Below are 16,165 nucleotides of genomic sequence, written 5' to 3'. Positions count from 1 at the left end.
CTTAATTTAAAGATTTAAAACTGACGATTTCAAATACCGTTTGGCTAAAATCAGTACAAGGTCTTTCTTTTACAACAATAAATATTTCTTTATCTAAATTTGTTTTTAAAGAAGAAAGACTTTTAGAGGTACTTTGTCTTAATACCAGAATAACTTCTTGACCGGTAGAAAGCATATTCACGATTCCAGAACCCGAACCTATAACCTGTTTTACCTTCACATTCACACTTTTGGAACCAGAAATGTTACAAATTGCTTTGTTCTCAGAAACGTCCAGTAAGACAGCATTTAGATGTACTGTATTCGGTGAGATTTGGTTATTGTTAACGACCTTTAGTTTGGTAGGGTCATTATTATTAGAATCTCCGAACTTTGGTTTTTCTATTGGCGTCCTATTGGGATCATTTTGCTCTTTTTCCTGGGCAATACCGTTATTCGATTTGCAGGAAAATAAAATGATCACCAACCCTAGATATATTGCTTTATTCATGGTCTTAAAATAAAAAAAGGAGTTAATTAAATCAACTCCTTTTTTGATAATTCTTAATATTTAAGATTACTTTTTAAGTAATTTAACTACTGTATTTGTGCTTAAACCTGAGATTTTTGCGTAATAAATTCCAGAAGATAAGCGAGAAGCATTCCAAGTGATGTTTGCACTAGAATTAACATCAGAAATTGTATGTACTAAATTTCCGGTACTATTAAATATATCAATTGTTACCTTTTGATTCGATTTAGCCATAGCGTCTCCAAGATTGAAAAAGAATTCATTATTTGATGGATTCGGATATACCGAAACATCTTTAGTTAAATTCAAAGTAGTCAATGGAGCTGCAACTTCAGGACTATCAGGTTCTATATCAGAACTTATAATATCACCAAAAATCTGGAAAGTTTGATCCAATGGCGTTCTTGAAAATACAACTGATGCTGTTGACCAATCTGTTGCTCCCAATCCAAAGATGTTTGCTGCATCTCTAAACTGAGACTCTTCTCCTATAACGTTATCTTGTGAAGCCCAGAACCACTGATTTGTACCAGGATTAAAAGCAAGATTTACATAAATCGATATCCAGTAATTTCCACTTTCAAGAGTTACTATTTCTGGCAGCACGATATTTAGATTAGAATCATTTAGTTCTGAGATTGGAGTAATACTTCCACTGTTATAAATCTCGTCTCCTGGCAACCCAGCATTATCTTCATAAATTGCAATGGTTACATTATCAAAAGATGGCGTTCCTCTGCTACCTCCAAAAGCTAATATTCTATCTATATTCCAGGTATTACCAGCAGGAACAGTAAAATCATCTGCAGACTGAGCCAATCCTCCAAAATCTAAGAAATTTTGAGAAGGCAATGTAGATACTTGGGCATTTATTTGCTCATAGATAGAAGGTTCGGATACGGTTACCGTAAAGCCTTCAGAAACCTGCTCTTCACCAGAAGAAGCAATCAATCCAATGGAAACAACACCAATACTATTTGGAGTATAAGATAATGTTAAAGTGTTCCCGGATAATTCAGCTGTTACCAGTTCTGGATTAGAATTAGTTACCTCAATATCAATTGGAAGTCCTTGAGACTGAACAAATAAACCAGTAATATCGATTACTGTATCATCGCTATTTTCATCTACTTCAAAATCTTCCAATAAGAATGCTGTCGTTAAAGAAGCTTCTGGTACAGGATTTGCATTTATTGGAAAACGTGCACTAAATAGGCCACTTCCGTGAGCCGCTACAGCTATAAATCCATCTTTTCTTGTTACAACCTCATCGGTTACAGCATTACCTATAGCAAAATTCTCTTTTCTCCAAACTGTATTTGTTCCGTTTAATCTTCTTGTAGAATATAAACCGGTACTTGTAGCAGCAAATATTCTTTGTAATCTTGGGCCAGCAACTCCTATACTACCTCCTAAGAAAGCTGTACTTCTTACAGAAGGTCCATTACCAGTTCCATCAAGATTTTCTTCTAAATTACCACTTATATCGGTCCACGTCTCACCTCCATCTTCGGTTAAGAATAAGCTTGGAATCCCATAATTGGAAAAGGTAACGATTACTCTGTCTGCATTAGATGGGTCAATATTGATATCGTTTACAAAACCTGTTGGCAAGCCTTTACCCGAAGTCAACTCCACTGCCGGCTGATTATCAATATTAGCATTATCCATTCTAAAAACTAGCCCTGAATTAGTTCCGTAGTACAACCTGTTTGCAACGGGAAATCTTGAAACTTCTAAAGCAGTAATTGAGGATCCGTCTGGAGTTGATGTAGTTGAAACATTTACCCAGTTTTCTGTTGCATTTGTATTAGTGAATAGTGGCAATCCATCAAGGTCATTATTTCTCCAAATCGAGCTTCCTGCCGGCATATACATGATATTATCATTATTTGGGTCAAGAATGAATGGATTGATAAAAGAAAACCCAGTAGCACCTGCAGGCTCCACAGCAGAAAAAGACACAAAGTTACCCTCTTCATCAAAATTGAATCTAAAAACATTACCTCGTTGAGAAGAAACATATCGAGTTCTTCCGTTATCTGCTATAGCACTATATGCTCCATCTCCTCCAAAATCTTCTTCCCAAATAGCATCAGAATCTGTAGAGTTGGTAAACCAGGTACCGTTATCCTGAAATCCTGCAACCAAGTCATCTGTGTTAGGCTCAGGATCAAAGGCTACGTGATAAGGTTGTGTGGTGATGTAACCATTATTTAAAGAAGTCCAACTTACAGGTTCAACGCCATCATTCGTTGCCGTGATATCTTCTGTTACAAAAACTCCTCCGTCATTACCCGACAATGCCTTATTTGGGTTTGAAGGGAAAAATAATAAAGCGTGCTGATCAGGATGTTGATTTGTATAAAGACTCACGTTATTTAAAGGAGAATATCCAGCAATCCAGCTTTCTTGTCCTGCAGGAGTAGTAAATCCAGTATTAGATCTATAAATGTTTGTTCCTCCTACAAATACCAAGTTACTATCCGTTGGATGAACCTTTACAATCATATTGTACTCACCTTGTAAATTTAAGTTTCCAACGCGACCACCAATTCCAAATGGTAAATTTACGCTTAAATCTGTCCAGGTTCCTGAAGCTGCATCATATCTGTTTAGTAATGCAGGAATTCCTCCACTGTTATTTTGGGTAAGGAAGTACACAGTGTTTTCATTAGAAGGATCAATTCCCATCACTGTTCTTCCATAAACAGGTACAAACCCTTCTGGTGTAATGTTAGTCCAGGTATCTCCATCAGAAGAAGTAAAAAATCCTGCTGTAGGATCTGTATCAGAATCTATAGTTGCATAAATTTGACCTGTTGATGAAATTACTACTTCTGCCTTACTATCAAACCCTCCTGATAATACTTCTGTAAATGAGTTTCCACCATCCTGAGATCTTTGAATACCTGTTATAGTTCCCAAATAAATATCACCGTTTCTAGGATCAATTGCTATCGAATTAATTAAATCAAATGGTTCATTAGTATTGAAAATTCCAACATTTGGGTTTGCAGTAGCCTCCAGTAATCGAAATGTACGTCCACCATCACGTGACTTATACACTCCGCTTCCTTGATAAAAAGCTCCTCCTGCACTTGCAGAGTTACCCCATCGCTCTCCAGACACATAGTACCAAGTTCGACTATGTCTTGGTCTTGGATCTTGCGCAATAGCTGTGATGCTTGGACTTTGAGAAGATCTTGTTACTTTTCTCCAGGTTTCTCCTCCGTTTTCTGTTCTCCATAATCCTCCAGAAACTCCTCCGGCCAAAATTATGTTTTCATTTCCACTATCAATTGCCAATGCACGAGTTCGTCCTCCCACATTGAATGGTCCCCTATTTTTCCAAAAGGAAAATCTTCCTGACTTTGAAGCTATTTGTAGGGATTTTTGTGAATCATCACTAGTACTAATCTTACTTGTGTACTGGAGTTCTGCCTTTCTAATTCCGCTTGGAATTTTTCCTGTGTTAGGGTCTTTTAACCTCATAAGCTCATAAGCGGCTCTTTCTTGAGCATTATCTGCTTGACGCTGCAAAGGAGTCTTGGTATTTGTAGATCCTTTCTTGCTATCAAACATCTTGGTTTGCTTGTAAAGCTGATGACCTTTTACGGGCTGTTGTTGAGCACTTGTATGCAACTGTTGGGTCTGAGCAGTTGCTGTATACGTTGTTAGAATAACTGCGAATGCGCTAACGCCTCGGACGAGGCTTCGTAAAGTTGTATTCATATTGAGTTAATTTTGTGTGAACATCAAAACTAACGTATTGAATGCAAAACATTTGTTAAAATATTATCAAAATATTATACTATTTTACTAATTAGGTTGCAATATGAACTCTCTGCTCTCTGTAATCACATGACAAATATCTTTATCAACCATTATGGGAGTATTTGAAACAAATGTTTCATATCCATCTCCACTTACCGTAATAGTGTAGGAACCCGTTCTTTCGAAAGCGCCGATAAACGTATTTGTATCCACAAAATTCGTTAATGTTTCGGTGTACTGATCATCTGTGGCTACTACGGTTATACCTGTGGTTAAAAACATATCACTATTGATTGCATCTCTAATAGTAATTTCCAATCCAGGTCTTGCTTCTTCGGTGCAAAAAATAGGGTCAGATGTATTCTGTTCCTCCAAATTACAGGCAGAACAAATCACTAGTAATATTAAAACTAATTTCTTCATGCTCTTTTTCATATTTACTATAAAGATGCAGTAACAGTCTTCTGGTTGCGTCTTCTTTTTTTTACGAAGATATATATTCTCAATAAATCTTCATTTTTTAAGTGAACAAATATGACGATCAGTCTTTATGTCATAAAAAATCCTGTAAAGCGAGCTCCACAGGATTACATTAAATCGTGTAAAATCATCAACATATTAAAAGACAATTAGACATAATGAGATTTTGTTATAAATCAAACTTAATACCCTGAGCCAAAGGCAACTCAGTAGTATAGTTAATTGTATTGGTTTGTCTTCGCATATACACTTTCCAAGCGTCAGAACCTGATTCTCTTCCGCCACCAGTTTCTTTTTCTCCTCCAAAGGCTCCCCCTATCTCTGCACCCGAAGTTCCAATATTTACATTAGCGATCCCACAATCAGATCCTGCGTGAGATAAAAACCTCTCTGCTTCGCGAAGATTATTAGTCATTATCGCAGAAGATAATCCTTGCGCAACTCCATTCTGAATTTCGATAGCATTTTCTACATCTCCACTATATTTCAGTAAATACAATACAGGTGCAAAAGTTTCGTGCTGTACAATCTCAAATGAATTATCTGCTTCGGCAATTGCTGGTTTCACATAACAACCACTTTCATATCCTTCTCCAGAAAGCACTCCGCCGTCAACCACGATGTTTCCTCCTTCTTCAACAACTTTTTCCAAAGCGTTTTGATATCCTTTTACGGCATCTTTATCAATTAAAGGACCTACATGATTATTTTCATTTAATGGATTTCCTATTCGCAACTGCTGATAAGCATCCACCACAGCACTTTTTACTTTATCATAAATTGATTCATGAATAATCAATCTTCTGGTAGAAGTACATCGTTGTCCAGCGGTTCCTACCGCTCCAAAAACAGCACCTATTACGGTCATTTTAATATCTGCATCCGGTGTTACAATGATCGCATTATTTCCTCCTAATTCCAATAATGATTTACCAAGACGTTGTCCAACAGTAGCACCAACGATTTTACCCATTCTGGTAGATCCAGTTGCAGAAATTAATGGAATACGCTTGTCGGTAGTCATCATCTCTCCTACTTTATAATCTCCATTAATCAAACAAGAAATCCCTTCTGGCAGGCTATTGTCTTTTAATACTTTTGCTATAATATTTTGACAAGCAACACCACAAAGAGGAGTTTTTTCACTTGGTTTCCATACGCATACATCTCCACAGATCCAGGCCAAAGCTGTATTCCATGCCCAAACGGCCACAGGAAAGTTAAATGCAGAAATAATTCCTACAATACCAAGTGGATGATACTGTTCGTACATTCTATGTCCTGGTCGCTCTGAATGCATGGTCAATCCGTGTAATTGTCTTGATAATCCAACTGCAAAATCACAGATATCAATCATTTCCTGTACCTCTCCTAATCCTTCTTGATAAGACTTACCCATTTCATAAGAAACCAGTTTCCCTAAAGGTTCTTTTAAGGCTCTAAGTTCTTCTCCAAACTGGCGTACAATTTCACCTCGTAGCGGTGCCGGTGTCAATTTCCAAGTTTTAAATGCTGATTGTGCGGTCTTAATTACTTTTTCATAATCATCGGAAGTTGTGGTGGTCACTTTTCCGATTAAGTTGCCATCTACAGGAGAGTATGATGAAATTTCTTCTCCATTCGAAAACCAATCAGAACCTGTAGAAGTTCCTTTATTTAGATCAGAAACACCCAATTGCTTTAATGCTTCTTCTATTCCAAAATCTGTTGCTATTGCTGCCATTCTATTTGAATTATTTTTTAAGATTGTAAAGATACTGCGTTTTGCAGATATATTAAATTTTGATCGTTTATAATATCGATATTAAACAATTTCTCAAAAAAATACTTTTAAAAAAATCAATCTTCTATTAAAATTTGATCAAATGAACTAAATTGACTCTTTATTCTTTGGTAATAAATCGTTCATCTACCGGCATTTTTGTACCGCAATTGCTACAAGTTCTCAAAACTTCGCTTCCATAAAAGTTTTTGAAATGCTTAAGGAAATCCTTCTCAATATCCCGAAGTTTAAAATATACTTCGTGGAGTTTTGCGTTGCAGTTATCACAAAACCATAATAATCCATCTTCTGCTTCTAAATCAACCCGCTTTCTTTCGATCACTAATCCAATAGATCCTTTGTGGCGTACTGGAGAATGAGGAACTTTTCCTGGATGTAAATACATATCGCCAGGACCTAATTTCATTGTCTTTTTTTCACCACCTTCTTGTACGTGAACTTCTATCTCACCTTCTAATTGATAAAATAGCTCTTCTGTTTCGTTATAGTGATAATCTTTTCTCGCATTGGGTCCTGCAACAATCATTACAATGTAATCACCGGATTCTTTGTATAAATTTTTATTTCCTACTGGTGGTTTTAATATATCTCTATTCTCCTCAATCCACTTATTGAGGTTGAAAGGTTTGCTAATCGCCATATTCTATTTTTTTGAAACATAAAATTAATCAAATGTGTAGACATCTTAATTATAACTAAAGGATTCTTACTTAAAAAATAAAAGCGAACCAAAGTTCGCTTTCTGATACTTTAACAACCTGTATCTTCATATTCTAAACTTCCATCGGTCGGACAAGGGTCCGAACAGGACTGAGTAATTATGATTTGATAAGGAAGGTTTCCCGGTCTAAAAACACAAGCACAACAATCACCAAAAAGAGGGAATACTCCGCCGTGAATTGTTTTTTGTTGCTGTTTGCTTAGCATTTTACTTTTGTCAATGTTTAAAATTTTCTTAAGCATACTATTTAAATTGATTTGTTATGGTATTAAAGATAAAAAAAACCATATGATCTTTTGTCATTATTGGTCTAAAACACGACCTTAATTTTATCAATTTAAGGTCTTATTATCAAATATTTATAGTTTTTATAAAAAATACATGAAAGGGAATTTTCTCCAAAATAAAACATTAATAATCTCACAAAAAACTTTTGACATCCCGAAACAAGTTCTGGATTAGTTCGACGTACTTACTTTACTTGGTTTACTCATAAATTAAGAGTCTCACTAAAAAGAAATCGCCCAGACAAGATTTCTCTTGTAGAGCGATTTCCAACTAAATAACCAACCAAAAAAATTTATACCGTCTAGTGCGACTTTTTTATTTTGTAAGCTTCATAAAATCAGCTTTCTTTAATCTTTTCTTTTCATTCTGCAACGGTTTTCCATCTTTAGAATTTTTAAACTGCAAGTATCCTCTACCAACAAATTCATAAATAGTTCCTGATGCAGGATGCAATAATTCTATTGTACTATCATTAATAACGGTCAACTCGAAATATTCATTGCCCAAATAATCGTAATCAAGTGTTAAATTTTTCATATAGAAATTATTAGGTACATCATCTACTGCATAATATCCGGTATAATCGTAGTATATATCATTGATATTGGACACATTAACATCTTCTGAACTTCTGAAGTTATCCCCTGATCCATAATATAAAAACTGCAAATAATTTTCATTATCAAACTCATTGAGAGCTCCAAATTCACTAGTGTATACTTTTTCCCAGGTTATATATTCATGTAAAAAGTAATGAATGTTATCATAGAATACTTTGTCATAATCAAAAGTGTTTCTTTGGTATCCTATCAGATAATAGCTCGTATTAGTTACTCCGTCATATAGTCTTATTTCATTATTACCATATTGAGTTACACCTAAACTATAGGTGCCATCTAGATCATGACTTATATCTACTTCCATATTAAAAGTATTGTAATACCCAACATCTAATCCGAAACCATTACCATTGCTGCCTATTCCTACCAAGTTGTTATTGGCAAAAAAAGTTCCATTTTTGAAGGAAACTGTGAAAGCTTTTTGTAGAAAAGGGATTTCTCCGTTACCCTGAGTACGCTCTATATCCACATACCATATTTCGTAGGTATTTAATAAATCATCCAACCTAATTGAAGGTTCTTCAATAAATACATCTTCTTCTAGAACCACTTCTGCGACACACGAAGTCAAAAGCATTGAACCTAAAATGATAACCGAAAGTAATTTTAAAGTCTTCATAAACTATGTGTTTTCAAATTCAACTAACAAAGACCAAAACACGTGCCAAAAACATATTTAATTGATTACCAGTAGTTTATTTTGAGTCGTATTTTGCTTATTTTTGAACTCACAATCATTTTACATGGATAAAGAATTAAAATTTGCTGTAATCGGTGGTGGTAGCTGGGCGACCGCTATCGTAAAAATGCTTACTGAGAACCTACATGAGGTGGGCTGGTATATGCGAAGTGTTTATGCATTAGAACACCTCAAAAGACAACAACATAATCCTAACTATTTAAGTTCTGTAGAATTTAAATTGGATCAGCTTAAACTCACCAATGATATTAACGAAATTGTTGCGTATGCAGATTATTTGATTTTTGCAATTCCGTCGGCATTTTTACACTCCGAATTAGCAAAACTCACAGAATCCTTAGAAAATAAGGTAATATTTTCTGCCATTAAAGGAATCGTTCCGGAAACGGGATTAATCGTCGGAGAACACTTTCACGATGTGTATAATATTCCTTTTAATAATATTGGAGTAATTACAGGTCCTTGTCACGCAGAAGAAGTTGCACTTGAGCGATTATCTTATTTGACCATTGCTTCAAATGATGAAACCAAGGCTCAAATCATGGCCGACAAACTAAGCAGTGAATACATTAAATGTAAGGTTAGTGATGATATTATAGGAACTGAATACGCGGCAGTATTAAAAAACATCTATTCTGTTGCCGCAGGAATTGCACACGGACTAGGATATGGAGATAATTTTCAGAGTGTTTTGATGAGTAATGCTATTCGTGAAATGAAACGTTTTATTAAAAAAGTACATAAAATGAAACGCAACATTAATGACTCTGCTTATCTTGGGGATTTATTAGTTACCGGATATTCTATTTTTTCTCGTAATCGTATGTTCGGAAATATGATTGGTAAAGGATATACGGTAAAGAGTGCACAGATGGAAATGAATATGGTTGCAGAAGGATATTATGCCGCCAAATCTGCATACGAACTGGATGCAAACAAAAAGACTCGTACACCCATTATTGATGCCGTGTATGATATTTTATATGAAAACAAAAATCCCAAAAAGGTATTTAAGAAACTTGCAGATAAATTGGATTAAGAGAGCTAGCTTTTTTGATTTTAAAAACTAATTGAATTTCAAAAACTATAGAAATGGACAACAAAGAACTCATTGAAAAATTTTATACAGGTCTAAGTGAACAAAACTCGGACAAAATGATTTCTTGTTATCATGAAGATATTGTTTTTGAAGATCCTGCTTTTGGGAAATTAAAGGGTGAAAGAGCTAAGAAAATGTGGCAGATGCTTTGCAAAAATGGTAAAGATTTTAAAGTAGAATTCTCCCAAGTAGCAGCAAATGACAACAAAGGGTCTGCACACTGGGAAGCTTGGTATACATTTAGTCAAACCGGAAGATCTGTTCATAATAGTATTGATGCAGAATTTGAATTCAAAGATGGTAAAATCATTAAACACATCGATGTTTTTGATCTACGTCGATGGGCATCACAAGCAATGGGCTGGAAAGGGAAATTATTAGGAGGCACCAACTTCTTTAAGAAAAAACTGAAACAACAGACCAATAAAATGTTAGATAGATTTTAAGTATAAAATAATTAGAGGAAGATGGGAGAATTGGTTGAAGATTTTTATACCGCTTTAAGTAACCACGATACCACCAAATTGGTTGCTTTATACCATGAGGGAATTATTTTTAAAGATCCTGTATTTGGAGAGTTACAAGGAGACTTAGTAACAAAAATGTGGTATTGGCTCTTAGAAAATGGTCCGGATATGGAAGTGAAATTTTCTGATATAAAAGCCGATGAAAATACGGCATCAGTATACTGGGAAGCTAGATATACGTTTGGAGAGAGAAAGCGTCCTGTATTAAATAAAGTAAAGGCCAAGTTTGAGTTTAAGGATGGTAAAATCTTTAGACACGAAGATGACTTCAGTCTAAAAAGATGGGCTTCTCAAGCAATGGGTTGGAAAGGGAAAATGATTGGTGGCACTACCTACTTTAGAAAAAAAATACAGTTTAGATCCAAAAGATTATTAGAAAAATATACGATCCCGTTGATTCATGATACTAAACAAGATATTTTAGAAACTCCATTGGTTTCTGCGCAATGGCTTTCAAAAAATTTGGATGCACCAGACATTATGGTTTTGGATACTACCATAAAAAAAGCAGTAAATAATGCTCAGTCTGAAGATGAAAGTAAATGTATTAAAAACGCTCGTTTCTTTGATATTAAAGGGATGTTCTCTGATAAAGAAACGAACATTCCAAATATGCTTGCATCTCCCGAAGTCTTTGAAGAAGGTTGTAGAAAATTGGGTATTAGCAATCATCATAGAATCGTTGTGTATGATCGTTTAGGCATATACTCAAGTCCCCGCGTTTGGTGGATGTTTAAAACTATGGGGTACGATAATGTTGCGGTTTTGGATGGAGGATTACCTGCCTGGGAAAAGATGGGCCTTCCTACCGAACCCATTGATATAAAAAAGACCTATCCTTACGGTACCTTTTTCGCTCATTACCGAAAAGAGTTCGTAATTACATCTGAAGATGTTCTGGTAGAGATGAATAATGAAAATACGCTTATACTTGATGCCAGGTCTGATGGAAGATTTAAAGCTGTGGAACCAGAACCCAGAAATGACTTAAAAGGCGGTCATATTCCAAATTCAAAAAGTTTATACTACGCAAGAGTTTTAAAAGATGGAAAAATGCTACCATCAGAAGATTTGAAAGAAATTTTTAACGATTTAAATATTGGTAATAAAAAGCTGATATTTACTTGCGGATCCGGCATTACAGCTTGCATTATTTTACTCGCCGCAGAGCTTGTTGGATATACTAACGGAGCTGTTTATGATGGATCCTGGAGCGAATGGGGACAATTGGATGACGTTCCTATTGAATGCTAATATTTTATAATTAATCACAACCTTTTTTATGCGATACTCACTATTGTTTTTACTTCTTCTAGGGTTCTCTAAAACCTCTTTTAGCCAAACTGAAAAATTTGATTTACAGGATTTTTACAAAGAAAATCCAAGGTTAGACGCAACCGTAGATTCCATCTTTAATTCGCTAACAGAAAAGCAGCGGGTCGCACAGATGATCATTAGTTGTACAGGAGAATTGGGTAAACCAGAAGCTACAGTAAAAAAACTAGCAGAGGAGAATATCATAGGTGGAGTAGTTTTTCTAAAAGGAAGTAAAAAGAAACACAAAATGACTATTGATGAATTAAACACAATCTCATCAAAAAATAAAACCATTCCTCTAATCTTTAGTATGGATGCAGAACCTAGCTTATTTGCAAGTAGAATTAAAGGAGCCAAAAACGTAGGTAAGACTATAGATATTAAAACTGAAGCACAAACTGATTCTGTGGTAGCTATCATTAACAAGGAACTTAAAGAAATTGGTATTCATCATAACTTTGCACCTGTTTTGGACATCAGTCCTAACAACGAAGCCATCAAATCCAGAAGTTATGGAAGCGATAAAGATTCTGTAATTCATCTGGCAAACCAATTTATAAAACACACACAAAAAGGAGGAATTATCGCTACCGCCAAACACTTTCCGGGTAATGGATTGGTAAAAGGAGACACTCATAAACAGAGTGTATATATAGACGGAGCGCTTCAGGAAGTTGATAATTATATTCCGATTATTGAGCAAGGTGTGCTATCGATAATGATCGCTCATATTACGGTATTAAATAATGAAACGTTTGGTACAAATGGTTTGCCATCTAGCTGTTCACGTAGGATCGTCACTGATTTATTAAAAGATGGGATGTGTTTTGATGGTATTGTAGTTTCTGACGCTTTAAATATTATGAAAGCAGTAACTATTTTAGATAATGCTCCTTTGCTAGCCTCAAAAGCAGGCTGTGATATGATCTTAATGCCGCAAGATGAAAAGAAAACTTTGGACTCCATTTTAGCAGAGATGAAAATAAATTCTGCATATCGAGAACAAGTAACAACATCAGTTAAAAAAATTTTACGGTTAAAGGTTTGTGCTGGTGTCATTTAATCGATTTTCAAAATATCAATATTCATATATCAATCAAAATGATCAAATCAATTATCATACTATTTCTTTCTTTATTCTCTAGTATTCTTGTTCAAGGTCAGAATACTTTTTTTACTCTTGATCCTACGCTAACTCCCAATGGAGAAATCATTATATTCAGTTATGATGGTGATTTATGGAAAGTAAGTGCTACAGGAGGCAACGCTACCAGATTAACAGCCATGCAAGGAGAAGAAACCCGCCCCTCGATTTCTCCAGATGGAAAATGGGTTGCATTTAGTGCATCCCAATATGGAAATAAAGATATTTATATAATGCCTCTGTCCGGAGGAAAAGTTACACAACTTACTTTTCACGATTCAGCGGACACGATGGAGAGCTGGTCCTGGGATTCCAAAAAAATATACTTTACCTCTTCCAGAGAAAACAGCATTAGTGCTTACGAAATATCAGTTTTCGGAGGTACACCTAAACGATTATTTAATCATTACTTTAATAGAGTTCATAACGTGGTAGAAGATCCTACCACAAATGAGTTTTATTTTAATGAAAGCTTTGAAAGTTTAGGCTTGGTACATAGAAAAGGCTACAAAGGTGATTACAATCCGGACATTAAATCCTACAATACAATAACTAAAAATTATACGCAACACACTTCGTATCGCGGTATGGATTTATGGCCAATGTTTGATAAAAATGGCACTCTTTATTTTGTTTCTGATCAAATTAATGGAAAATTCAACTTGTATACTTTACAAAAAAATCAAAAATTACATCTTACACAATTTGAAAGTTCTATAAAAAGACCACAAGTCAGCGCGAATGGTAAAAAAATAACATTTACCAAAGACTATGAACTATATCTCTATGATGTAGCATCCGGTAGTGCTATAAAAGTTGACATACAACTCTTTGATAATAATACCTTGGAAAAAACTCAGGATTTTAAGGTTGCTGGGAAGATTACAAATTTTGATGTATCCCCGGATAACAAAAAAATAGCCTTTGTATCCAGAGGTGTTTTATTTGTATCGGATATCAAAGGAAAGTTTATTCAACAAATCTCTGTTAATAATGCTAAAGAACGTGTGGTAGAAGTCAAATGGCTGGATGATAACAAAACATTACTTTTTAATCAAACTGTAAAAGGATATTTAAACTTATTTACAATTTCTGCAGATGGAAAAGGAAAAAAGAAACAGATTACCAATGACACGAGAAACAATATTAACCTTGAAATAAACCCTAAACATACCCAAGCAGTTTACATCAGTGGTAGAGATGAAATGAGAATTTTGGATTTAGTTTCGCTAAAAAGCGAAATAGTTGTGAAAGACGAATTTTGGGCTTTATATGCTCCACAACCAAGATATTCTCCTGACGGAAAGTATATTGTCTTCAACGCCATTCGAAATTTTGAAAATGATATTTTTACCTGTCATATAGCAACAAAAAAGGTTACTAATCTAACCAAAACCGGTGTAACTGAAAATAGTCCATTATGGTCATCAGACGGAAAGTATATTTATTTTAGTTCAAACCCTACAAAACCCAGCTATCCTTATGGGCTAAGAGAAGCGAGTATATATCGAATGGCTCTTGACAAGTATGAAAAGCCCTTTAAATCAAATAAGTTTTATGCACTCTTTGAAGCAGATAGTAAAACCGAGGATAAGAAAGATGCCAAAGAGGAAGTGGCTGAAACTGACGTAAAGGATTTAGATATAAGTATTAATGAAACTGGTTTGATGGATCGAATTGAGCGCATCAGCCCTGAATATGGTTATCAGGGTGGAACAGATCTTATAAGCAAAGATGATACTTCATACATTCTTTACATCTCAACACACGACAAAGGAAAACGTCAATTATGGAAAACCATTATCGAACCTTTTGAGAAAAATAAAACAGAAAAAGTAACGGATATCAAAGGCTATAATTATCAGATAGTTTCAACAAAAGATAAAAACTATATCTTGATTAATGGCGACATTCATACGTTAGATATAAAGAACAATAAAACTGATAAAATCGATATTAATTACACTTTCCGCAAAGCGTTGGTTAATGAATTCGAGCAGATGTTTTACGAGGCCTGGGCAAACTTTGGAGAAAACTTTTACGATGGAGATTTCCATGGTAAAGACTGGGAAAAATTAAAAGATGCGTATGCTAAGTACTTGCCTTTTATTAATAATCGTTTCGAGTTAAGGTTGCTGTTTAATGACATGCTTGGTGAATTAAACACATCCCACGTAAGATTTAGTTCCAGTGGTGATGAAGAAAAACAGTTTTATAAAACACAAAGCTTATCTACAGGAATTTTATTTTCGTCGGAAGATTCTTTTTTAGTAGAGCGAGTTGTATCGGATGGGCCTGCAGACGTAAAAAACAAAGATATCTTAAAAGGAGACCGTCTTATTGCAGTAAATGGAAACCAAATTGATCCAAAGAACAATCGAGAGTTTTACTTTGCACAACCTTCATTAGATGCCGAAGTTAAGCTCACCTTTTCACGAAACGGAAAAGAGTTTTCAACAAACCTGCATCCTATCTCTTCAAGAAACAATAGGAACCTTTTATACGATGAATGGGTAGATGCAAATCAGTCTTATGTAAATCAAAAAGGTAACAACAGAATCGCCTATGTTCATATGAAAAACATGGTTGGCAGCGAACTTACAAACTTTAAAAAAGAAATGGTTTCTGAGGGATACAAAAGAGACGCGCTTATTTTAGACTTGCGTTTTAACACAGGTGGTAACGTACACGATGAAGTATTGCAGTTTCTTTCTCAAAAACCCTATTTACAATGGAAATATCGTGATGGAAAGTTAACCTCACAGCCAAATTTTACGCCAGGAGCCAAACCTATCGTATTATTAATCAATGAGCAAACCTTAAGTGATGCAGAAATGACTGCGGCTGGTTTCAAAGAACTTGGCCTTGGAAAAATAATTGGTACCGAAACCTATAGATGGATTATTTTCACTTCAAGTAAACGTTTAGTAGATGGGTCTTCTTATCGACTACCTTCTTGGGGATGCTACACATTAGATGGTAAAAACTTAGAAAAAACAGGTGTTTCGCCAGATATCTATGTAAAAGAGACTTTTAAAGATCGGTTGGATCAACGTCAGCCTCAACTTGATAAAGCTATTTCCGAAATTTTGAAACAATTAAATGGTAATTAATGAATTGCTTAAATTATGAAACCAACTTTGATGGTAATTTTTGTCTTGAATGTGAGCAAAGAAGCTATATAATAACATATTACGT

The 16,165-nt window shown here is 34.9% G+C and carries 12 protein-coding genes; 5 read left to right on the top strand and 7 right to left on the bottom strand.

From position 1 onward, the window contains the following. Window position 1 precedes the first annotated feature (1 nt). The 7 genes from ACE94K_RS04240 to ACE94K_RS04210 all read right to left on the bottom strand — a co-directional run bounded on the left by ACE94K_RS04240 (window position 2) and on the right by ACE94K_RS04210 (window position 8,799). Window positions 2-490: a hypothetical protein gene (locus ACE94K_RS04240; protein ID WP_378180391.1), complete on the bottom strand. Its 489-nt coding sequence runs from the start codon at window positions 488-490 to the stop codon at window positions 2-4. A gap of 66 nt (window positions 491-556) precedes the next feature. After that, window positions 557-4,246: a T9SS type A sorting domain-containing protein gene (locus ACE94K_RS04235; RefSeq protein ID WP_378180389.1), complete on the bottom strand. Its 3,690-nt coding sequence runs from the start codon at window positions 4,244-4,246 to the stop codon at window positions 557-559. 87 nt (window positions 4,247-4,333) lie between these two features. Beyond that, on the bottom strand, window positions 4,334-4,711 hold the full coding sequence (locus tag ACE94K_RS04230; protein WP_378180387.1) for a hypothetical protein: 378 nt from the start codon (window positions 4,709-4,711) through the stop codon (window positions 4,334-4,336). A gap of 226 nt (window positions 4,712-4,937) precedes the next feature. After that, entirely contained in the window at window positions 4,938-6,491 is a 1,554-nt protein-coding gene (locus tag ACE94K_RS04225) for an aldehyde dehydrogenase family protein (protein ID WP_378180385.1), read from the bottom strand. A gap of 160 nt (window positions 6,492-6,651) precedes the next feature. Continuing rightward, window positions 6,652-7,191, bottom strand: coding sequence for a 3-hydroxyanthranilate 3,4-dioxygenase (locus ACE94K_RS04220; protein ID WP_378180383.1), 540 nt, complete (start codon window positions 7,189-7,191; stop codon window positions 6,652-6,654). Between the two features lie 110 nt (window positions 7,192-7,301). Continuing rightward, on the bottom strand, window positions 7,302-7,514 hold the full coding sequence (locus tag ACE94K_RS04215; protein WP_378180381.1) for a hypothetical protein: 213 nt from the start codon (window positions 7,512-7,514) through the stop codon (window positions 7,302-7,304). A gap of 361 nt (window positions 7,515-7,875) precedes the next feature. Then, window positions 7,876-8,799 (bottom strand): nicotinic acid mononucleotide adenyltransferase, encoded by a 924-nt coding sequence (locus ACE94K_RS04210; protein WP_378180379.1) that lies wholly within the window; start codon window positions 8,797-8,799, stop codon window positions 7,876-7,878. Between the two features lie 124 nt (window positions 8,800-8,923). Between ACE94K_RS04210 and ACE94K_RS04205 the strand changes: the two genes are divergently transcribed. The 5 genes from ACE94K_RS04205 to ACE94K_RS04185 are packed head-to-tail and all read left to right on the top strand — an operon-like array spanning window position 8,924 to window position 16,080. Next, the gene (locus ACE94K_RS04205) at window positions 8,924-9,919 is read left to right on the top strand and encodes an NAD(P)H-dependent glycerol-3-phosphate dehydrogenase (protein ID WP_378180377.1); all 996 of its coding nucleotides are present in this window, start codon (window positions 8,924-8,926) and stop codon (window positions 9,917-9,919) included. 53 nt (window positions 9,920-9,972) lie between these two features. Next, the gene (locus tag ACE94K_RS04200) at window positions 9,973-10,425 is read left to right on the top strand and encodes a nuclear transport factor 2 family protein (protein WP_378180376.1); all 453 of its coding nucleotides are present in this window, start codon (window positions 9,973-9,975) and stop codon (window positions 10,423-10,425) included. A gap of 21 nt (window positions 10,426-10,446) precedes the next feature. Beyond that, entirely contained in the window at window positions 10,447-11,760 is a 1,314-nt protein-coding gene (locus ACE94K_RS04195) for a rhodanese-like domain-containing protein (RefSeq protein WP_378180374.1), read from the top strand. A 28-nt stretch (window positions 11,761-11,788) separates the two neighbouring features. Next, the gene (locus ACE94K_RS04190) at window positions 11,789-12,886 is read left to right on the top strand and encodes a glycoside hydrolase family 3 N-terminal domain-containing protein (protein ID WP_378180372.1); all 1,098 of its coding nucleotides are present in this window, start codon (window positions 11,789-11,791) and stop codon (window positions 12,884-12,886) included. 38 nt (window positions 12,887-12,924) lie between these two features. After that, complete coding sequence (locus ACE94K_RS04185) at window positions 12,925-16,080, top strand: S41 family peptidase (RefSeq protein ID WP_378180370.1); 3,156 nt, start codon at window positions 12,925-12,927, stop codon at window positions 16,078-16,080. Window positions 16,081-16,165 lie beyond the last annotated feature (85 nt).

Source organism: Aquimarina besae (genome assembly GCF_042434905.1).
In the GTDB taxonomy this organism is placed as follows: Bacteria; Bacteroidota; Bacteroidia; order Flavobacteriales; family Flavobacteriaceae; genus Aquimarina.
Note: the sequence above shows the minus strand (reverse complement) of the source record. Positions and strands in the feature narration are given on the sequence as shown.